Here is a 20,507-nt window from a genome sequence, read left to right on the forward strand (position 1 = left end):
CCGAGGTAGGTCAACCCATCGGACTGCGCCTGCTCGACCGCGCTGCCCTGTGCCCGGGTGGGGAACGGTGCCAGGAGCACCGCGGTGATGTCCTCGGCCAACGCCTTGGCGTCGACCGGGAAGGTCGGGGGAACGAACATGCCTCATGATTTCATGAGAACCTATCCCTGTCAGGCAAATCCGAGTATCGCTCGAACAAACTTTCGATGACCTTAACGTCCGAACAACCGAGCAAGCCGGCACGGGCCCATTCCTCCGCGACCCTCACCCGACCGCAACCGTGGCGCCCGCCCGCACCCCCTTGTCCAGGCCGCCCTGACCCGCACCCCCTACATCGCCGCCACCGACGCCGCCCACGTCAGCGGCACAACCCCCCGCCCTTCCCGGTCTCCGGATTCCAGTGCTCAGCGAACCACACCCCCTAACCGACGCGCATCTCCCGCAACACCTTGCTGAGGTCCGCACCAACGCCGGTGGACCAGTCGCCGTCCAGCGAGGAGACGCTGACCCGGTTGTTGTCCAGCGCGGTGGTGTCCGCGTCCTTACGGGTCTCGGCCGCGCACGGGTTGGGCAGCTTGCACAGGCCGACGGCGACGGCGTACTTGTCGCCGACCAGCGGTGTGTAGCCCAGGGTGATGGCATCGGCGGAGCCGACCCGGGTCAGCTGCACCCCCGTGGGTGGGACGAGCTGCAGACCAACCTTGTCGTAGACCACCGGCCAGTTGATGTTCAGCCCGCCGCCGGACAACAACGTGTGGCCCGACTCGTCCCGCTGCAGGGTCTTGATCAAATCGACGACGAAGGAGTTCGCCGCGGGCCGGGCGGCCGCCGCGCCGGTGAAGCCCCGCGTGGCATCCAGCGCGTTCCATTGCATGCTCACCGCGATCGCGGGCACGCCCTGCTCCATCGCGGTCACCGCGGCGCCGACCGTGCCGGAGTGATTGGTGACCCGCCCGACGTTGGCGCCCGGATTCATCCCGGACACCACCAGGTCCGGCGGGGAATCGGCGAAGAGCACCTTGAGGCCGAACAGCACGGCGTCCGGGGGCGAGGCGTTGGCCGGGATGGACGTGCTGACCGCGTACTCGGTGCCCTCCCCCGAGCCGCAGGTGAACGTGCTTTTCGCCGCGGTCAGCGTGCCCTTCACCGTGATCCGGGTGCCGTTACCACTCTGATCGGTCGCGGGCACCACGACGGTGACCGCGTTGCCGGCAGCGCACAGCGCATCGCGCAGTTCGGTGAGGTACCCACCGCTGGCGGTCGGACCGTCGTCGTTGGTGAGCAGGATCCGCAACGGCGCGGACGCGGTCGGCTTCGCCGCGGCCCGGTCCACGCCCACCGCGACGCCGGACACCGCGATAGCCCCCACCATCAGCGCCGCCAGCAGGTGCGGCCGTACATGACTGGTCATGACCTCGATGCTAAGTGGACCCGGCGAATGGATGCCGAGCCGGCGGTGAACTTCTCGAACCTGCCATCATCACCGGCCATGGACCTGGACCTCGGCGCGCGGTGGCACCATCAGGTGCGCAGGCCGTCGGGCTCCGGCCGCATGAGTGCCCAGCTGGGCGTCACCCGAGCGGCCGCCGGGCTGCTGACCACCGTCTGGCTGGCTGTTGTCGCGCACCAACTGACGGTTGATCAGTTCGGCCAGGTGACGCTGGTCCTCAGCCTCGGGTCACTGGTGAGCATCGGCACCGATCTGGGTATCCCGTTGGCCCTGTCGAAGGTGGCCTGCGACCACGATCGGGTCGACTCCGGAGCGGTCCGCCGGGCGGTGCTGACCCGGTTGGTGGCCGGGCTGGTGGCGGGCCTGGTGCTGATCGCGCTCTGGGTCAACTCGGCGCAGGCCGATCGGTGGTGGATGGCCGGGCTGTACTCGATCTCGGTCGCGGTCACGCCGCTGGGTGGCTCGTTCCTGGCACTGCTGCGCGGGCGGGCCATCGGCATCGTCGAGGCCGCGTACAACGTGCTCTCCAAGCTGGCGCTGCTGGTTGTGGGCGCGGCGACGCTGGCCGCGGGCTGGAAGCCGTCCGGGGTGATTGCGGCGTTCGTGCTGGTCGACGTCGTCTCGTCGCTGGCGTTGCCGGTGCTGGTCAAGCCGCGGCTGACGCTGACCCCGGACCCGGATCCGTTACAGCGCGCGGAACTGCGGCTGCGGGCCACGCTGCCGCTGGCCGCGGCGGGCATCATCGGCAGCGCCTACGAGCGGGTCGACATCTGGCTGCTGGCAATGCTGAAGGGCAGCGGGTCGGTGGCGATCTACGTCGCGGCGTACAAGTTCTACGACACCGTGCTGCTGCCGGCCATGGCGATGGCCTCGGCCGCGGTCGCCGCGGTGGGTTCGGACCTGGCCGGCAACGCCCGCCCGGTGGCCCGACGACTGGCGCTGCGCGCGACGGCCGTGGCCGCCCCGATCGCGCTGGTCGTGGCGCTGCTCTCGCCCCGACTGCTGCGCGCGGCATTCGGCGACCACTACGGGTCGGCCAGCACCGCAGTTAACATCCTCATGCTGGCCAGCCTGCCCGGCGCGGCGCTCAGCGTGATCACCCCGATCGCTCTGCTCTGCCGGCGCGATTACATTGCCCGGCTGACCCTGGCCGGGCTGGCCGGGAACGTCATCGCCAATCTGGCGCTGGTGCCTGCGGTTGGCATCAAGGGTGCGGCCATGGCCTTCTTGATCACCGACGTCGCGCTGCTGGCCGCCTTCTACACCGCGCTGCCGACGGCCGCGCCGGCCATGTCCGGACCGGCGCCGGCGCCCAGCACGCCGTAACGGAAGATATGCGGGTGACCGATCGCCCGCTGACCCTGATGGCCGTGCACGCCCACCCCGACGACGAGGCCAGCAGTACCGGTGGCATGTTCGCGCGCAGTGCCGGCGAGGGCATCCGAACCGTCCTCGTCACCTGCACCGACGGCCGATGCGGCGACATGCCCGATGGCGTCAAGCCGGGCGAGCCGGGACACGACCCGGACGCGGTGGTGGCACTGCGCCAGGCCGAGCTCGAGGAGAGCTGCGCGATCCTCGGCGTCGACGACGTGGAACTGCTCGGCTACCACGACTCCGGGATGATGGGGTGGGACGCCAACAGCGCGGCCGGTGCGTTCTGGGCCGCCCCGGTGGATGACGCGGCGGCGCGGTTGGCCGCGCTGATGCTGCGCTACCGACCCGATGTCGTCATCACCTACGACGAGAACGGGTTCTACGGACACCCCGATCACATTCAGGCGCACCGCATCACCATGGCGGCCGTCGACCGGCTCGCACCCGAGGTCGCGCCGGCCAAGGTGTACTGGACCACCGTCCCGCAGGAGTGGATGGCGGAGTTCGCCGCGCGGATGCGGGAGAACGGCGCCGACTGGGACGCCGACGGTGACCTGCCGCCGCTGGGCCTGCCCGCCGCCGAGATCACCACGTGGATCGACAACCGTGAGTTCGCCGAGCGCAAGTACCGGGCACTCGCCGCACACGCCAGCCAGCCGGACAATCAGTTCTTCCTGCGCCTCGAGCTGCCGCTGTTCACCGAGATGATGGGGATCGAGACGTTCCTGCGGGTGCGCGACACAACGAACCAGCCGGCCGGGCGGGAGACGGATCTGTTCGCCGGCCTTCGGTGAGTTCACTGCTTGCGGCCGAGGAGATGGAAGATCCGACTGAGTTGGCGGTAGGGGTCGCGGCGGCCGGCTTCGAGTTCGACGGCGGCCGCGGCTTGGATCTGCGCTGAGTCGCTCGGGTCCACCGGCACTCCGCCCAGGTCGAGCCAGTCGACGAAGTGCCATACCCCGTACCAGCGCAGCGGTTGCACGCCGCGGGCCCGCAGTTGCTCGCTGAGTTCCGCCACTGTGTCGGCGCGTGTCGGCAACCCGAGCACGCCGATCTCGCTGCGGGCGTCGAAGGCAGCCAGTGCGTCCGCCCAGCGGCGCTCCAGCGCGGGGCGCACCGCCGCGGCGTCGGCATTGCCGGCCAGGATCGAGACCAGGCCGCCCGGGGCGGCGCAGCGGCAGAGCTGGTCCATCACCGGCGCCGGGTCTTCCAGATATCCGAGCACGCCGTGGCACAGCACGGCGGCGAAGCGCTGACTGTTCACCGCCTCGTCCGCGTGCGCGCCCTCGGCCTCGATGAGGGTCAGGCGGGACTGCGCGTCCTCGGGCAGTCGTCGCAGTCGTTCGCGGGCCTTGTCCAGCATCGCCGCGGACGGGTCGAGCAGCGTGACGCGGTACCCGAGGGTGGCCAACGGAAAGGACTGGTGGCCCGCGCCGCCACCGACGTCGAGCACGGCCGCCGGCGGTGGCGGCAGGTGTTCCAGCAGTTGCTGGTGCATGACGTAGGTGCGCACCAGTCCCTTCGCCGTCGCGTACGCGCCATCGGCGAATTGGCATGCCAGGTCGGCCCAGGTGTCGATACGGACTAAACCTCGCGGCGCAGGAAGAACACCAGCGGATCGGCGGTGCCACGTAGGTCCATGGCGCCGAGCACGGTGTTCTCGTCGACCTTGCGGAACACGTCGTGGATCGGCAGCTGGTCGTAACACATGGTCGCGGTCAGCACGCCGCGGTAGGAGAGCATGCGCAGCCGTGCTTTCGGCGCCCGGGTGCGCAGCGCCGGGGCCAACGACCGGACCACCCGCTGCAGCGTGGGATTGTTCAGCAGGGCGCGGAACCGCAGCAACGTCGGCACCGGGAGGAATCCCGGGTTCAGGCTGTACCGGCCACCGTCGCGTCCGTCCATCACCAGCGGGTGGACGTCATCCGCGGCGTCGAAGCGCTTTCCGTGCCAGCCCATGGGTCCGAGCAGGCCGTTCATCGGGTGGCCGGTGGGGATCTCGCCGCCGGCCCACTCCCCGAGCATCTCCTCGATGCTCACCGCGGGCAGCGAGTCGAAGAACAGCAGAGCCTGTGTGGTGGTGGCACCGTGCTCGAGGTCGCGCAGGGTGTCGGCGGGGGAGATCGTCGTCATTACAGCTCCGTCCATCCACCGGTGGTGCCTTGCAGAATGCCATACCCGCTTCCTCTGGCCGGGGCACCGGGAAATGGGCTAGAACGGTGCCGACCACAGTTGCTCAAGGAGGCCCCACGCATGAAGCTCGCTCTCTACTTGCCGAACTTCCGCACCAAGGTGACCCTCAAGGAGCTCGAGGACCTGACCGCGCTCGCGGAGGAACTCGATTTCGATTCCGTGTGGACGCTGGACCGGATCGTCGTTCCCGAGGCGTCCGACCGCATGGAGCTGCAGCACTCCTTCGGCATGATGACCGAGTTCCCCAAGGGCATGCCGGTGGCCTCCCGCGGCGAGTGGTTCCAGGGGGCGCCGCTGATCCCGTGGCTCGCCGCCAAGACGTCCAAGGTTCGGATCGGCATGAGCATCATCGACACGCCCTACCGGGCGCCCGGCGTGCTCGCCACCGAGCTGGCCACCATCGACCATCTGGCCAACGGCCGGCTGAACGTGGGCGTGGGCTCGGGCTGGATGCCCGAGGAATTCGCGGCCGCCAGCGCCTCGCACATCTTCCCGCGCCGGCATGCGCACCTGCGGGAGACCATCGAGATCATGCAGGGCGTGTGGAGCAACGAGCTGTTCGAGTACCACGGTGAGTTCGCCGACTTCGGCCTGTGCGGGTTCGGCCACAAGCCCCTGCAGAAGCCCGGCCCGCCGATCTACTTCAGTGGTCTGAAGGACGCGAAGCGTTCGGCGAAGCGCATCGCCAAGTACGGTCTGCAGGGCTGGATCGGCATCCAGGACACCCCGGATCAGATCAAGGCCTGGAAGTCCGAGATCACCCAGGAGCTCGGCGAGCTCGGCCATCCGCTGCCGGACAACTTCGACATGGTCAGCATGATCTGGTTCGTGATCACCGACGTCGAGATGGACCAGAGCGACGCCGGCAAGGGCACCAACCTGCTGGTGGGCACCGTCGGTCAGATCACCGACCGGCTCAAGGCGTACCACGAGGCCGGTCTGGACATGCCGCTGCTCTGGCCGCCGTTCAACGACGTGCCGACCGAGAAGACCATCGCGGACATCCGCGTCCTCGCCGAGGAGATTTTGCCCAAGGTCAACGCGGGCTGAAGCGCTGCCGGTTATCGGGCCCCGGACCGCGCCGGCGGCCGGGGGCCTTTCCATCGCTGCGCCCAGGCGTTCAGCGGCCCGATGGCCTCGGCCAGCTCCGCGCCGATCGGGGTCAGCCGGTAGCCCGTCGTGTCCTGCGCCAGCAGCCCTTCGGCGACGAGCTCCACCAGCCGGGTGCGCAGCACCGAGGATGACATCCCGTCACATCGCGCCTGGAGTTCGCGGAAGCCGAGCCGGCCGTCGTGCAACTCCCACAGCACCCGCAACGTCCAGCGCCGACCGAGCAGGTCGAGGGCAGCCATGATCGGCCGGCCGGTGGAGGACCCGCGGACCGCATTGGCTGCGCCCAGTTGCGCTTCGATATTCGAAACACTACCGTGTCGCCATGAACGCTTCTGTTTTCGAAGCACCGCGGATTAATTTGGCTGCCGAGGCGCTGCCTGCGATGGGACCGCCGATTTCCCTGTTCAAGCTGTTCGCCCGCAATCGGCCGATGGCCGAGGCGATGACCGGGTGGGGCCGCTACGAGCTGAGCCGCGACCTCTCGCTGTCCATGCGGCAACGGGAAATCGTGATTGACCGGGTTACGGCCCGCTGCGGCGCCGAGTACGAGTGGGGTGTGCACATCGCGTTCTTCGCGCAGCGCGTGGGGCTGACCGATGCGCAGATCACCTCGCTGACCTCGGGCACGCCCGGCGATCCCTGTTGGCCGGCTGATGAGCGGGCACTGCTGCGCGCCGTCGACGAACTGCACGACTTCCATGACGTCACGGACTCCACCTGGGCCCTCCTCGACCTCACCGACGAGCAGCGTCTCGATCTGCTCATGCTCGCCGGGTGGTACCACGCCATCGCCTACGTCGCCCGCGCCGCTCGGGTGCCGCTGGAACCCGACGCGCCGCGGTTCGCCGACTATCGGTGCTGACCGCCGGGCGGGCCCAATCGCCCGGCCCCTAGGCTGGGACGCGACCGGCCTGCGCAACGATCACCCGGCGCCGCGGGCGAGCACTAACTGATGGAGCGTCAGCCCTGAGCGCACCCACTGCTGATTGGACCGAGCCGGGGGCGCACCCGGTGGCGCCGGGAGTCCATCGAATCCCGCTGCCCATGCCCAACGACGGGCTGCGCGCCGTCAACGTGTACGCGATCGACGGTGGCGCCGAGGGCGGGTGCGTGCTGATCGACGGCGGCTGGGCGGTGGCCGAGGCGCAGGAGGCGCTGGAGGCGGCGCTCGACGGCATCGGCTACGCGCTGTCGGACATCCGGCGCATCCTCGTCACGCACGCGCATCGCGATCACTACACGCTCGGGGTGACGCTGCAGCGCACCCTCGGCACCCGGTTGGCAATCGGTATCGGCGAGCGCGAGAACGTCGAGGTGGCCATGGTGGACGCCAACAGCTCGTCGGCCCGGGTGCTGCCCAGCCTCGGCGCCGCACATCTGAGTGCAGCCTGGGACAGCCTGTACAGCCAGGAGGACCGGGAACGTTCGTCCGCCTCGTTCGGGTTGCCGGACGAGTGGTTGGCCGACGGGCAGGTATTGGACGCGGGCACCCGCACGCTGACCGCGATTCAGACACCCGGCCACACCCACGGGCACCTGGTCTACCTGGACCCCACGGCGTCCGTGTTGTTCACCGGCGACCATGTACTGCCGCACATCACCCCGTCCGTCGGCTTCGAGTCTGCGCGGGTGGACAACCCGCTGGGCGACTTCCTGCGCTCGCTGCATCTGCTGCTGACCCACCCGGACGCGGTGATGATGCCTGCGCACGGCGCGCCCGCGGACAGCGTGCACAAGCGGGTGCACGAACTGATTGCCCATCACGATAAGCGGCTGGCCGACACCCTGGCCGCGGCCCAAGCGGGCGCGGGCACGGCCTACGAGGCGGCGCGCCGGCTGGGCTGGACGCGGCGGGACACACCGTTCGACAAGCTCGACCCGTTCAACCAGATCCTGGCCATCGGCGAGACCAACGCCCACCTCGTGGTGCTGAGCGAACGCGGGCATCTCCTTCGCTCGGTGGACGGCAACGGGCTGATCACCTACGAGCCGGTGCCGCCGCGCCAGCGGAATCCGTGAAGGCGGCGACGCCGCGCTCGACGGTGTCGGCCCAGCCCTGCTCCTGCGCCGATGCGTAGGTGTCGTGCCAGTTCCACCACTGGTACGCGGGGGTCTGCGGGTACCCGTCCGGGGAGTCCTCCCAGTCCTCCTGGCGACCCAGCGCGGTGATGTCCAGATAGCTCCAGGTGTTGCCCAACGCCTCGTCGCCACGGTTGTTGATGAAGTAGGTGCGGAACACCCGGTCATCGGAGTGGATGAAGGCGTTGGTGCCGTGCCATGCCTCGACGCCGAAGTCGAGGTCGAAGTTGTCGGTGAGGGTGTACCAGGGCATGGACCAGCCCATGCGTTGTTTCAGGCCCGCGATCTCAACCTGACCGGCCCGGGAGACGAAGACGAGGGTGGTGTCGCGGGCGTTGAGGTGTGCCAGGTGCCCGGTGTGGTCGGCGATCATCGAGCAGCCGCGGCAGGCGTGCTCGGGCCAGCCGTGCACGTCTGGCTCGAAGAAGGCCCGGTAGACGATCAGCTGGCGGCGACCCGCGAACAGGTCCCGCAGCCCGACCGGCCCGTCCGGGCCGAGGAACGTGTACTCGGTGTCGACGGCCATCCACGGCATGCGGCGGCGCTGCGCGGCCAGCGCGTCGCGGGCCCGGGTCAGGCTCTTCTCCTGGACCAGCAGGCGGTCCCGGGCGTCTTCCCACTGCGCGCGGTCAACGATCGTTGGGGTGTCCATGATGATCTCCTTCCGTCAGAACGTCTCGACGAAACAGACACCGCGGCGGATCGAAATTGGGCGCGGGGCCTGCGCCCAGTTTCGGCGTCCCGCGGTGTCCGTACGGTGGAGGAGCGGTGATGGCGAGCGAACTGATCACGAAAGCGCGGGCGGGTGACACCGACGCCTTCCAGCAACTGGTGGCGCCCTACCGGCGGGAACTGCACGTGCACTGCTACCGGATGCTCGGTTCCTTCCACGACGCCGAGGACGCGGTGCAGGACACGCTGCTCGCGGCCTGGCAGCACCTCGCCGAGTTCGAGGCTCGCGCCTCGGTGCGCACCTGGCTGTACCGGATCGCCACCAACCGATGCCTCAACGCGCTGCGCGCGGCGCGGCGACGACCCGAGACGGAGTGGACCGTGCCCGGAGTGCACCCGCCCCAGCCCAGTGGCCTGGACGAGGTCGTCTGGCTCGAGCCGTATCCCGACGCGTTGCTGTCCGACCGCATCGAGCCCGGGCCGGAGGCACGCTACGAACAGAGCGAGGCTATTTCGTTGGCCTTCATCACCGCCCTGCAACTGCTGCCGGCGCGGCAGCGGGCCGTGCTGATCCTGCGTGACGTGTTGGGCTACCACGCCGACGAGGTCGCGGACCTGCTCGGGACCAGCACCGAGTCGGTGACCAGCGCACTCAAACGCGCGCGGGCCACGCTGAGCCGTCATTCCCACGATCCGGGCGAGCCGGCGCCCGCCCCCGAATCACCCGCCGAGGCGGCTTTGGTCGCGGCGTTCGTGGCGGCGTATCAGTCCAGTGACATCGCCGGTCTGGTGGCGCTGATGACCGATGACGTGCGGGTGTCCATGCCGCCGATGCCATTCGTGTATTCCGGGCGCGATCTCGCGGGTCGGTTCTTCGCGGCGCTGGCCGCCGGCGGCCGCGTGTACCACCTGGTGCCGACGCGGGCCAACGGACAACTCGCGTTCGGTGCCTACCTGCAGAGCCCCACCGGCGGCATCCGGCACGGTGCCGGGCTACTGGTGCTCACGGTCACCGGGGACCGCATCGCCGCGCTCACCCGCTTCGAATCCGGCATGCTCGACGCCTTCGGATTGCCACGCGCGCTGCCGTGCTGAGGACTACGCACCGTGCACCCGAACCGGTCACTGCACCCTGAGCACCAGCACCGCCATCAACCGGTCGGCCTCGGCACCCGGATCGCTGGTGAGACCGGTGTGCACCGGCCCGGGTTGGACCACGGTGCTGCGCGGCGCGGTGAGCCAGCGGAAGCGGCGCAGCAGGTCCTCGCCGGCGGCGGGGCCCTCCCCCGCGCAGGTGTGCGTCGCCGCCTCCAACCCGCGCAGCACCGCCGCGGTATCCGCGGACGGGTCGAGGGCAAGCAGCCGATCGACGTCGAGGTGCACCCGAGCCCCGAGGTAGTCCAATGCCTTGCAGTACAGCAAAAGGCCCGCGTTCATCCGTTCCCCGCGTTCCACCCGCGGCACCACCTGCAGGGTTGCGTACTCGAAGACGTGTCGTTGCGGCACAGTCACCGGCGACGCCCCCTCAGCCAGGCCGGGCGCGCGCGGGTGGGCACGGCGGTCTTATCCGGGACGGGCGCCCGGGCGGCGCAGGCCGCGAGCGCCGGCAACCAGTCGGCCTCGGCAGCCAGCCGCGCCCGCAGTCGGGCCACGTACGCGGCGCGCACCTGCGCGGCAGAATCGAAGCCGGGCTCGTCGACCAACCACAGGTCAGGAACATCCGCGACGGCGGCCGTCAGCGTCTCGTCGGTGACCAACCGGGCGAGGTCGGTCGAAGCCGCCGTCACGTCCGGCGAGTAGCGGATCAGCGCGTGCTGCTCGGCGTCGTACGGGCGGGCGACCGAGGCCTCGGCCCGGCTCCATTCGTGGTGAAACACCAACGCCGCGCCGTGATCGATCAGCACCAGATGACCGTGCCAGTGCAGCATGTTCGGGTTGCGCCAGGACCGGTCCATGTTCTGCACCAGGGCGTCAAACCACAGCACCCGTCCGGACAGTGCCGGGTCGCCCTCGAACACAGCCGGGTCGAAATCCAGCGAGCCGGGCAGAAAGTCGATGCCGAGGTTCAGCCCGGCGCTGCGGCGCAGCAGATCCTGCACTTCCTCGTCGGGCTCGGCGGGCGCCAGCAGCGGATCGAGGTCGACGAGGCCGAGGTCGGGCACCGGCAGGCCGAGCGCTCGGGCCAGGCCCGTGCAGATCACCTCGGCGATCAGCACCTTACGGCCCTGCCCGGCGCCGTGGAACTTCACCACGTACGTACCGAGGTCATCGGTCTCCATCAACCCCGGCAGCGATCCGCCCTCCCGCAGCGGCGTGATGTAGCGCGTGGCCGTCAGCACGGGGAGCACGATGCTGAAGCCTAGTCGGGGCAGGGTAAGCGTGGCGTGCCGGTGGCGCGGGTGGTGGCAGTGACCGAGCCGCCGTCGACCGACGGCTCGGTGACGCTGTTGGCCCCGCCTGGCGCAGCCACGTGTCGAGACCGTTATCTAACATGGTGAAGTGAGCGCGCCGGTAACACCTGTCCCTCCGGCCGGTTGGCTTCGTCAGCTCTGGGCTTGCCTGCGGCCCTACCGTCGTGACGTCCTGCTGGCATTCGGCGCCGCCGTGCTCGGCAGCGTGGGTCAGGCCGCGGTCCCGCTGATCATCCGTCAGATCGTGGACGGAGTGATCGTCGCGCGCAGTTCGCCGCTCTGGCCGTGGCTGGGCGCGCTGGTCGTGCTGGCGGTGGTGTCGTTCGGGTTGGCCTTCGTCCGGCGCTACCGGGGTGGTCGGGTCGGTTTCGCCGTGCAGAACGACCTGCGCAACCGGATCCAGGCGCATCTGCAGTCGCTGGACCTGGCGACGCTGGACGCCATGTCGACCGGCCAGGTGGTGGCCCGCGCGGGGTCGGACTGCGCCCTGGTGCAATCGCTGCTGAACTTCCTCCCGCTGCTGTCCGGGAACGTCGTGGCGATGGTGGTGTCGCTGGGCGTGATGATCTACCTCTCGCCGCTGCTGGCAGCGGTCAGCGTGGGCGTGCTGCCCGGGCTCTTCGTGGTGACCTACCGGATGCGCCGGCGGATCGCGCCGGCCACCTGGGATGCCCAGCAGCGCCAGGGCGAGCTCATCGACATCGTGGTCGAGGACGTCAACGGCGTCCGCGTGGTGAAGGCCTTCAGCCAGGAGGCCCGGGAGATCGAGCGGGTCGCGGCGGCGGCCGGAACCCTGTACGGATCCCGGATGCGGCTGGTCCGACTGCAGTCGCGCTACCAGCCGCTGCTGGAGACCATCCCATCCCTGGCGCAGGTGGCGATCCTGGCGCTGGGCGGGTGGTTGGCACTGCACCACCGCATCAGCCTGGGTACGTTCCTGGCCTTCTCCAGCTACATCGGGCAGTTCGTGCAGCCGGCCCGGCAGCTGGCCAGCGTGCTCACCATCGCGCAGCACGCGCGCGCCGGCCTGGAGCGGATCATGCAGCTGCTCGACCTGGTGCCGAATGTCAGCGACGCGCCGGACGCGGTGGAGCCGGCCGGGCTGCACGGTGAGATCACGTTCGCCGACGTGCACTTCGGCTACGGACCCGAGCGGCCGGTGCTGCGGGGTTTCGACCTACACATCTCCCCCGGCGAACGGGTGGCGCTGGTCGGGGCCGGCGGCAGCGGCAAATCCACCGCCGCGGCGCTGGTTTCCCGCCTGCATGACCCGGACTCCGGCCGGGTGCTGATCGACGGCCACGACGTGCGGGAGCTGCGGCTGCACTGGTTGCGCCGCCGGGTCGGCGTCGCCTTCGAGGACAGCTTCTTGTTCTCCGACACCGTCGAGTCCAACATCGCCTACGGTCGGCCGGGCGCCTCGGTGGCCGAGATCGAGGCCGCGGCACGGGCCGCAGCGGCGGATGAGTTCATCCGCGAGCTGCCCGACGGGTACCACACCCGGGTCGGCGAACGGGGGCTGACCCTGTCCGGTGGACAACGCCAACGAATCGCGCTGGCCCGGGCGATCCTGGCCGACCCAGCGGTGCTCATCCTCGACGACGCCACCAGCGCGGTGGATTCCCGAACCGAACAGGCGATCCACGACGAGCTGCGCAGCGTGCTGGCCGGCCGGACCACGATCCTGATCGCGCACCGCCTGTCGACGCTGGGCTTGGCCGACCGCATCGTGGTCGTCGAGGACGGGCGGGTCGTGGAGGACGGGACCCACGAAGACCTCACCGCAAGCAGTGCACGTTACCGCTCGCTGCTGTCCGGCCTGGACGGTGAGGGAGCGTCACCACGTCCGACCGCCGGGCCGGCAGCGACCACCGGCGTGACCGCCGCGGCGTGGCGAGTGCCGCGACAGACCGCCGGTGCGGAGTCCGCGTCCCACGGTGCGACCGGGCGCGGCGGCCGTACCCTGGCCGCCACCCCCGAACTACTCGCCCGGGTCCGCGCGCTACCGCCGATCCGCGATCTACCCACGGCCGACGTGGCGGCCGAAGCACGACCGAGGAACGGGTTCAGTCTGCTGCACTTGCTGTCCGGCTTCCGGCGGCCGCTGTTGATCGGACTCGCGCTGATCGTGGGCGATGCCCTGGCCGGGGTGGCCACCCCAATCCTGATCAAGACCGGCATCGACCACGGCGTGGCCCGGGCCTCGACCACGGCGCTGTTCGCCGCCGCCGGACTGCTGTTGCTGATCACCCTGGCCGACCTGTTCGTCCAGTCCGCCGAGACCTTCGTGACCGGCCGCACGGCCGAACGGGTCATGCTTGCGCTGCGGATCCGGATCTGGGCGCAACTGCAACGGCTGTCGCTGGACTACTACGAGCACGAGATGACCGGGCGAATCATGACCCGGATGACCACCGACGTCGACCAGTTCGAATCGCTGATCGAGAACGGCCTGGTCTCCGCGCTGGTCTCGTTCGTCACGTTCCTCGGTGTGGGCGTCGCGCTGCTGGTCATCAACCCGGAGCTGGGCGGGTGGACGCTGACCGTGGTCATCCCACTGGTCCTCGCCACCGTGGCGTTCCGGCGACGCGCCACCGCGCTCTACGAGCAGTCCCGCGATCGCATTGCCGTGGTCAACGCCGAATTCCAGGAGAGCCTGTCCGGGGTGCGTGAGGCCCAGGCATTCGCCCACGAGGCCGCGACCGCCGAGCACTTCCAATTCCTGGGCAGGCACTACCTGCAATCCCGGATGGCCGCGCAACGCCTCGTCGCGCTGTACTTCCCGTTCGTGCAACTACTGTCCTCGGTTGCCGACGCGATCGTGTTGGGCGTCGGCGCCCACCTCATCGGCTCCGGCCGGCTGACCACCGGCGCCCTGATGGCCTTCATCCTCTACATCGACATGTTCTTCTCCCCGATCCAGGCGCTGTCCCAGGTCTTCGACTCCTGGCAGCAGAGCCGGGTGTCGATATCCCGGATCACCGATCTGATGGGCCTTCACACCCTTACTCCCGACCCGGATCACCCGGTGGCACCCGGCCGGCTGACCGGCCGGATCGCCGCGAGCGAGGTGCGCTTCTCCTACCCGTTGCCCCAGCTCGCCCGCGAGGAGCAGCGGCGCGGTCCGGCCGACGCGCGACTTCCCGAGTCGTCACCGCGGGCCAAGCTGCCCGAGGCGTTACGTGGGGTCGAGCTGCACCTGGCGGCCGGCGAGACCCTGGCTCTGGTTGGCGAAACCGGGGCGGGCAAGTCGACGGTGATGAAGCTGCTGGCCCGCTTCTACGACCCGGACACCGGGCGGATCAGCGTCGACGGCGTGGACCTGCGCGCCATGGACCTTCACGCCTTCCGCACCCAACTGGGTTACGTCCCGCAGGAAGCGTTCCTGTTCGCCACCACGATTCGCGACAACATCGCCTACGGCCGACCCGAGGCATCCGATGCCGAGGTCGAGGCCGCAGCCCGGGCCACCGGCGCCCACGACTTCATTGGCGCCCATCCCGGCGGCTATCACGCCGAGGTGGGCAGGCACGGCCGCTCCCTGTCGTCGGGGCAACGTCAGCTGATCGCCCTCGCGCGGGCCGAATTGATGGATCCGGCGGTGCTCCTGCTCGACGAGGCCACCTCGAACCTCGACCTGGCGACCGAGGCCCTGGTCACCGCGGCCATGCATCGCGTCGCCCGCGCCCGCACCACGGTGATCATCGCTCACCGACTGCAGACCGCCCGGACCGCCGACCGGATCGCGGTGCTCAGCGCCGGCCGGGTCGTGGAGCTCGGCACCCATGCCGAGCTGCTCGCCGCCGGGGGCAGCTACGCGGCCATGTGGCAGGCATTCGAAGAGCTCGCCGCGTAGTCCCCCGGGCATCGTCGAGGTGCGGCTCCGGCAGACTTTGCTTGCGCTGTGGTGCATGATCACGGCAACGTCATCCCCGGGATGTCCCGGAGCGGGAGGTTGGCGGTGATCGGGCGGCTGCGTCGGCGGCGATCGGACTGGGTCCGGTACGGCGTTCTTGTGGTGCTGGGCGTCGTCGCGTTGCTGTGCCGGGTCGACTCCCACTCCACACACACAGACCCCGCCAGTCCCGACCGGCACACGCCCACGTCGGCCTGGACGCAGCTCCCGAGCGCCGACGACAACTGCAACGACGCGCTGACCGGCCCGGCGGGCAACGCCATGCGGATTCTGATCTCCAGCGGCACCGGGCCCGACGAATGTGCGGGCGGCGAGATGTGGTCACCTACCCAGGAGGCAGCGGCTATCAACCCCGGGCTCGGGAAGCCCGGCGGCTAGGCCGGTCGATCGGCAGCCCACGCTCCAACATCCCGAAAGCGTCCGCGAGCAGAACCGCGATCTCGGTGCCGCCGTTTGGGCGGCCAACCCCTCAAGGTGGCCGTCACAGGATCATGAACCCGCCGTCCACCGGCAAGGTGACGCCGGTGACGTAACGGGCCTCCGCCGAGCACAGCCACACGATCGCGTTGCTGATGTCCACTGCCTCGAGTAGCTCGACCGGCATCGCGTGCGCCAGTTTGGACAGCTCAACCGGGTGCTCCTCGACGAGCGCGCCGAACTCGGGGTTGACGATCATCGGGGTGTTGACCGCACCGGGGTGCACGCTGTTCACCCGGATGCTGTGCGGCGCCAGCATGGAGGCGTAGGACCGCATGAGGCCGACCACGCCGTGCTTGGCCGCCACGTAGCCCATCAACCCGGCGTTGCCCGCAATGTTCAGCCGCCCGCTCAGTCCGGCCACCGAGCTGGTCAGCACGATGCTGCCGCCCTCGCCGTGGGCCAGCAGATGGGGGATCGCTGCCTCAATGGTGTTGTAGACGCCGGAGAGGTTGATGTCGACCACATCGGAGAACTCCGAGGCGTGCCCGGCGCTGGCGCCGAAACCCGGACAGATGCCGGCGTTGGCCAGCACGATGTCCAACCGACCCAGCTCGGCCACGCCGGTTTCCAGCACACTGCGCAACGCCCCGGGGTCGCGGACGTCGGCCTCGGCCGTCACGATGCGCGCGTCGCGTTCCTCGACGAGTTTCACCGTCTCGGCCATGTCGTCCGGGGTGGACATCGCGTACCCCACCGAGTCGAGCTGGCGGCAGACGTCGACGCCGACGATCGAGGCACCCTCCTCCGCGAGCCGGAGCGCGTGCGAGCGGCCCTGCCCGCGGGCGATGCCGGTGATGAAAGCAACCTTGCCGGTCAGACGGCCCATCGGAATCTCCTCGGGTGCAAGTAGGTTCGCTCGAGGTGATCGAACTCCTTGAGTGGTCGACCGCGCAAGGCGTCTGCAAAACCGGCCTGGTCTGTGCAGTAGAGGCGTCGCCGGCGCGCACCGCAAGCGGACCCCGCGGTCAATGGCTTGCAGCCCTTGTCAGAGCGGCACCGTGAGCAGGTCGTCGAGCCCAGCGCGGGCCTGCCCGGTCAGCTCGGCCTGACGGACCGTCACGTCGCCTCGGTGGTAATGGGTGCCCGAGCCCGTTTCGGTCGCCTACGTCGCGTTGCCGAGCAGCGGACGCTTGAACGGGAACAGCGGGAAGATGTCCTTCTTCAGCGTCTCGTTGACCACCTCCGCCATCACGATGTACCAGGCCATGGCGGCGAGGAGCATCTCGAAGTAGCCCCCGAGGTGCTTGATGCCCACGGAGCCGGCGCCGTTCCCGATGTCCTCGAGGATGATGGCGATGTCGAAGACGATGAACGTCAAGAAGACCGTCCAGTTGGTCCCCAGCGTGGCCACGGTGAAGATGAGGGTGATCACCGTCCACATACACAGGAAGGTCGTCACCGCCTGCGGCGCGGCCGTCCCGGCGTGCGGCACGACATAGGTGATCAGGCCGACGAAGCTGAACCAGAATGCCCCGTACGAGGTCATGAAGGCCGCCGGGAACAGATCCCCGCGCCGCAGCGCGAAGAGTCCGGCGACGAACTGGGTCAGCCCGCCGTAAACCGCGGCCAGCGCCAGGACCAGGACCTCACCCTTCGGATTGAGTAGGCCGCTGGTGTACAGCCCCAGGGTGAAGGTGGTCAGCGCGAAGCCGCCCACCCCGACGGGAACGGCGTTGCAGATGAACTGGTGCGACGCCGCTTGTCCGGACGCCGCCTCGGCCTGCGGCGGCGCAGCGGAACCCGTCACGTTGCGCTGATGAATGACTTCTGCCACTGGATCACCTTCCGATGAGTTGATGCCCGGGACCGATTAGCAGCTGATCACTGGAGCATTTGCGTTGTTCCGCTGCTGGCGTAAAACAATCGACCTATGCCCAGCACTCATGAAAAAGATGTGAATGGCACCCGCGTGTTTTGCCGCCCCGGCGGCCACCGCTTGCCGAAATGACGATCAATCAGAAACGCTGGGAAGGGTTGCAGAGGAAGGGCTTCAGTGAGTTAGCCAGCTCGAACTCGAGTTTGCGGCTACAGATCCTCAGCGGTCGGCCGCAGCAGGGCGAGGAACGCGACGGCGGCGAGCACCATCACCGCGGCGCCGTAGTAGCGGGCGGTGGTCATGATGTCGCCGGTCTCCTCGGCCAGCACACCGGCCGCGATTGCGGGCCCGCCGAACGCGACGTAGGAGACCACGAACAGCACGGAGAGCACCCCGGCGCGTTCGTGTGGCCCGGCCACCATCGCGACCGAGCGGAACGCGCCCTGGAAGGCGGCGCCGAAACCGATGCCGGCGACCACGGTGGCCAGGAAGAACGCCGTGGTGGAGGAGACCGCGGCCAACAGCGTCACGCCGACGCCGACGACCAGGGCGGCGGTGCCGAGCAGCATCAGGGTGCGCGGCGGCGTGCGCATGAGAGCCAGCACTCCGAACCCGGCGCATGCGGCGAGCACGAACAGCGGGCTGCCGGCGTAGACGTGGCTGTTCGAGCCGGTGATCCGGCGCACCAGCGCCGGCCCCAGCGATCCGTAGAAGCCACCCATGGCCCAGGTGGCCAGCAGCGCCGGGATGGCCACCAGCAGCGGTCGGCGCGCCGCCGGCGGCAACGCGAACTGCGGCCGAAGCGAGGTCAGCGCGCCGGGCCTGGACGTCACCGTCTCCGGCATCAGCGCGACGCCGACGGTCTGCACCGCCAGCACCCCCAACAACGCCAGGTAGATCAGGTGCTCCGGCGCGGGGAGCCATTGCACGAAGATCCCGGCGATCTCCGCGCCGAGCCCGGTGCCGATCAGCGGACCGACGGCGCTGGCGGTCGCGCCGCGCTCCTTGTGCAGATCCAGCAGGCCGGCGCCCATCGCGCCCATCGCCGCACCGATGGAGATGCCCTGCACGAGCCGCGCCGCCACCAGCATCGCGACGCCGTCCGCGGCCGCGAACAACCCCAGCGCCACCGCTTGGGTGGCCAGCGCGCCGTAGAGCACCGGCCGCCGCCCGACATGGTCGGACAGCGCGCCGATGGTGAGCAGCGTGGCGAGCACCGACACGGCGTAGACGGAGAAGATGGCCGTGGTGATGATCGGGGAGAAGCCCCACTGCTGTTGGTAGATCGGATACAGCGGGGTCGGTGCATTCGACGCGGCGAGGAACGTCACCGCCATCGAGGCCAGCAACGCGAATGACGCGCGCGGGCCGAGGCGGAACGGCACCCGGTTGGACACGGCCATGGTGCGGGTCCGCGGTCGGGGCAGCGCCGGTGCCGCGACGTCGACCGGTTCGGGTGCCATCACCCTTGACAATACTTGCGGGTAACAGCCGGGCGGGCGTCGGCCTCGGCCATCCGCGCCTGCGAGGCATATACCTAAGTTGGATGGATTATTGCGCTCGTTGTATGCCATCATGCCGTTGCGATTGCAGCTACCTCCGGTGAGGATCTCACCGCTTCCTTGAATCCTCCGGGTGCGGCCCGCAGTATCCGGCTCATGAAACGATCTGTGACTCTCGGCGCGGCGGTTGGCGCGCTCTGCTTGCTCGCCGCCCTTCCGGCGGGCGCTGCTTCCACTCCGAGCTCGGCGCGGACCGCCGTACGGCTCGACGGGGCGGTGACCACGCCGGCCGGCTACACCCTCGCCCAGCTCGCGCACCTGCCCGCCGCGACGACGTTCACCTACAGCGAGGTCACGCCCCGCGGGATCGTCACCCACACCGACACCGGGGTGCCGCTGGAGACGGCTGCCCCCAACGCCACCACCACTGCGGGGATCCTGGGCTCGACGATCGCTTTGCCGGCAGCGTGTGGGTCGACCCCGACGCCGCCGTGCCTGGTCAACACCAAGAATTCGCTGCTGCGGGTCACGGTGACGGTGCGCGGCACCGGCAACAGCGTGACCTTCGCCGCCGGTGAGCTCGACCCCGGCTTCGGCAACCACCCGGCGTACATCGCCCTGACCCGGGACGGGCGTCCCGTGTCGGGCGGCCCGGAGCTGGTCGTGCCGAACGACTCGTCACGGGACCGGTTCGTGTCCGATGTGCGCGAGGTGTCCGTGGGCGTCGTCTCGGACTACGACACCGACGCAAGCGGCGCCATCTGCAAGCCGAGCCCAGCCGCCCCATGCGCCCTGCCGGGCAGCCTGCGGATCGTCCAGGGCCGGCATGTCACGACGCTGACGATGGCTCAGTTGGCGGCGCTGCCGCAGGAAACGCTCTCCGTCTCGTACACCGCCGCGGGCAAGTACGCGGCGAACCAGGAGACCGGCCCCTCGCTGGACGCGGTGCTGCGCGCCGCGGGGATCCGGGAGGACCGCGTCAGCTGGGTGACCGGCCTGGGCACCGACAACTACGCGACGACGGTGACGCCGGGCGAGCAGTGGTTCGGTGGCCGGCCGCTGATGATCTCCCTGGCCGAGTACCCGGTGACCCCGGGCTCATCCAGCCTCGGTCCGGCGACCAACGCCACGCCGCGCCTGGTCCCCGCGGGGGACCACCTCGCCGGAGGTCGCTACGGCAGCGACGTGCTCGAGCTGATCGTCGGGACGGACTGACCGGCACCCCGATCGCGGTCGACGGACGCTGCCCAACGGTCGGGCAGCGTCCGTCGCCGCCGCGCTAACGGCGGCGGGTGACCACCGGCGAGATCCCGTTGACGACGTCGCGTATCGGCTCGCCATCCAACACGCGGCGAATATTGGCCACGGACTGGCCGATAACCCGGGCCACGGCCTGGCCGGCTGCGCCCGCTGCGTGGGGAGAGAGCAGGACGCGGTCGTGGGTGCGTAGCGGGTGGTCCGGCGGCAGGGGTTCGGTGGGGTAGACGTCGAGGGCGGC

The 20,507-nt window shown here is 69.7% G+C and carries 20 protein-coding genes; 9 read left to right on the top strand and 11 right to left on the bottom strand.

The window, feature by feature from the left end; translation table 11 throughout:
* Positions 1-421: 421 nt before the first annotated feature.
* The gene (locus VGJ14_14625; protein HEY2833661.1) at positions 422-1,411 is read right to left on the bottom strand and encodes a 5'/3'-nucleotidase SurE; all 990 of its coding nucleotides are present in this window, start codon (positions 1,409-1,411) and stop codon (positions 422-424) included.
* A 27-nt stretch (positions 1,412-1,438) separates the two neighbouring features.
* Here VGJ14_14625 and VGJ14_14630 point away from each other — a divergent pair, with 27 nt between their 5' ends.
* Together VGJ14_14630 and VGJ14_14635 are read left to right on the top strand one after the other, a co-directional pair.
* Positions 1,439-2,776, top strand: coding sequence for an oligosaccharide flippase family protein (locus VGJ14_14630; GenBank protein HEY2833662.1), 1,338 nt, complete (start codon positions 1,439-1,441; stop codon positions 2,774-2,776).
* A 14-nt stretch (positions 2,777-2,790) separates the two neighbouring features.
* Positions 2,791-3,621 (top strand): PIG-L family deacetylase, encoded by an 831-nt coding sequence (locus tag VGJ14_14635; protein HEY2833663.1) that lies wholly within the window; start codon positions 2,791-2,793, stop codon positions 3,619-3,621.
* Positions 3,622-3,623: 2 nt separating this feature from the next.
* On the opposite strand, the gene VGJ14_14640 is transcribed toward VGJ14_14635, so the two are convergent.
* Both VGJ14_14640 and VGJ14_14645 read right to left on the bottom strand, forming a co-directional pair.
* Positions 3,624-4,340, bottom strand: coding sequence for a methyltransferase (locus VGJ14_14640; protein HEY2833664.1), 717 nt, complete (start codon positions 4,338-4,340; stop codon positions 3,624-3,626).
* Positions 4,341-4,411: 71 nt separating this feature from the next.
* A complete protein-coding gene (locus tag VGJ14_14645) occupies positions 4,412-4,960 on the bottom strand; it encodes a GXWXG domain-containing protein (protein HEY2833665.1) in 549 nt (182 codons plus the stop codon).
* Positions 4,961-5,080: 120 nt separating this feature from the next.
* Here VGJ14_14645 and VGJ14_14650 point away from each other — a divergent pair, with 120 nt between their 5' ends.
* The gene (locus VGJ14_14650; GenBank protein ID HEY2833666.1) at positions 5,081-6,070 is read left to right on the top strand and encodes an LLM class flavin-dependent oxidoreductase; all 990 of its coding nucleotides are present in this window, start codon (positions 5,081-5,083) and stop codon (positions 6,068-6,070) included.
* An 11-nt stretch (positions 6,071-6,081) separates the two neighbouring features.
* Here the strand turns inward: VGJ14_14650 and VGJ14_14655 are convergent, their stop codons facing one another.
* Positions 6,082-6,372, bottom strand: coding sequence for a helix-turn-helix domain-containing protein (locus VGJ14_14655; protein HEY2833667.1), 291 nt, complete (start codon positions 6,370-6,372; stop codon positions 6,082-6,084).
* 83 nt (positions 6,373-6,455) lie between these two features.
* Here VGJ14_14655 and VGJ14_14660 point away from each other — a divergent pair, with 83 nt between their 5' ends.
* Entirely contained in the window at positions 6,456-6,995 is a 540-nt protein-coding gene (locus tag VGJ14_14660) for a hypothetical protein (GenBank protein ID HEY2833668.1), read from the top strand.
* A 182-nt stretch (positions 6,996-7,177) separates the two neighbouring features.
* Positions 7,178-8,152, top strand: coding sequence for an MBL fold metallo-hydrolase (locus VGJ14_14665; GenBank protein HEY2833669.1), 975 nt, complete (start codon positions 7,178-7,180; stop codon positions 8,150-8,152).
* On the opposite strand, the gene VGJ14_14670 is transcribed toward VGJ14_14665, so the two are convergent.
* On the bottom strand, positions 8,112-8,864 hold the full coding sequence (locus VGJ14_14670; GenBank protein HEY2833670.1) for a DUF899 domain-containing protein: 753 nt from the start codon (positions 8,862-8,864) through the stop codon (positions 8,112-8,114). The genes VGJ14_14665 and VGJ14_14670 overlap by 41 nt on opposite strands.
* A 119-nt stretch (positions 8,865-8,983) precedes the next feature.
* On the opposite strand from VGJ14_14670, the gene VGJ14_14675 reads away from it, so the two are divergent.
* Positions 8,984-9,979, top strand: coding sequence for a sigma-70 family RNA polymerase sigma factor (locus VGJ14_14675; GenBank protein ID HEY2833671.1), 996 nt, complete (start codon positions 8,984-8,986; stop codon positions 9,977-9,979).
* A gap of 27 nt (positions 9,980-10,006) precedes the next feature.
* On the opposite strand, the gene VGJ14_14680 is transcribed toward VGJ14_14675, so the two are convergent.
* Positions 10,007-10,396: a DUF3037 domain-containing protein gene (locus VGJ14_14680; GenBank protein HEY2833672.1), complete on the bottom strand. Its 390-nt coding sequence runs from the start codon at positions 10,394-10,396 to the stop codon at positions 10,007-10,009.
* On the bottom strand, positions 10,393-11,223 hold the full coding sequence (locus tag VGJ14_14685; protein HEY2833673.1) for a HipA family kinase: 831 nt from the start codon (positions 11,221-11,223) through the stop codon (positions 10,393-10,395). The genes VGJ14_14680 and VGJ14_14685 overlap by 4 nt, the downstream gene beginning before the upstream one ends.
* Positions 11,224-11,383: 160 nt before the next feature.
* Between VGJ14_14685 and VGJ14_14690 the strand changes: the two genes are divergently transcribed.
* Positions 11,384-15,151: an ABC transporter ATP-binding protein gene (locus VGJ14_14690; GenBank protein HEY2833674.1), complete on the top strand. Its 3,768-nt coding sequence runs from the start codon at positions 11,384-11,386 to the stop codon at positions 15,149-15,151.
* Positions 15,152-15,199: 48 nt separating this feature from the next.
* Positions 15,200-15,589 (top strand): hypothetical protein, encoded by a 390-nt coding sequence (locus VGJ14_14695; protein ID HEY2833675.1) that lies wholly within the window; start codon positions 15,200-15,202, stop codon positions 15,587-15,589.
* 103 nt (positions 15,590-15,692) lie between these two features.
* Here VGJ14_14695 and VGJ14_14700 read toward each other — a convergent pair whose 3' ends face one another.
* The 3 genes from VGJ14_14700 to VGJ14_14710 all read right to left on the bottom strand — a co-directional run bounded on the left by VGJ14_14700 (position 15,693) and on the right by VGJ14_14710 (position 18,970).
* Entirely contained in the window at positions 15,693-16,517 is an 825-nt protein-coding gene (locus VGJ14_14700; GenBank protein ID HEY2833676.1) for a mycofactocin-coupled SDR family oxidoreductase, read from the bottom strand.
* Positions 16,518-16,793: 276 nt separating this feature from the next.
* Positions 16,794-17,465 (bottom strand): acetate uptake transporter, encoded by a 672-nt coding sequence (locus tag VGJ14_14705; GenBank protein HEY2833677.1) that lies wholly within the window; start codon positions 17,463-17,465, stop codon positions 16,794-16,796.
* A 251-nt stretch (positions 17,466-17,716) separates the two neighbouring features.
* A complete protein-coding gene (locus VGJ14_14710) occupies positions 17,717-18,970 on the bottom strand; it encodes an MFS transporter (protein ID HEY2833678.1) in 1,254 nt (417 codons plus the stop codon).
* Between the two features lie 195 nt (positions 18,971-19,165).
* On the opposite strand from VGJ14_14710, the gene VGJ14_14715 reads away from it, so the two are divergent.
* On the top strand, positions 19,166-20,224 hold the full coding sequence (locus VGJ14_14715; GenBank protein HEY2833679.1) for a hypothetical protein: 1,059 nt from the start codon (positions 19,166-19,168) through the stop codon (positions 20,222-20,224).
* 64 nt (positions 20,225-20,288) lie between these two features.
* Here VGJ14_14715 and VGJ14_14720 read toward each other — a convergent pair.
* On the bottom strand, positions 20,289-20,507 hold a 219-nt coding region (locus VGJ14_14720), incomplete at its 5' end, for an NAD(P)-dependent oxidoreductase (protein ID HEY2833680.1).

The organism is Sporichthyaceae bacterium (assembly GCA_036493475.1).
GTDB lineage: Bacteria > Actinomycetota > Actinomycetes > Sporichthyales > Sporichthyaceae > DASQPJ01.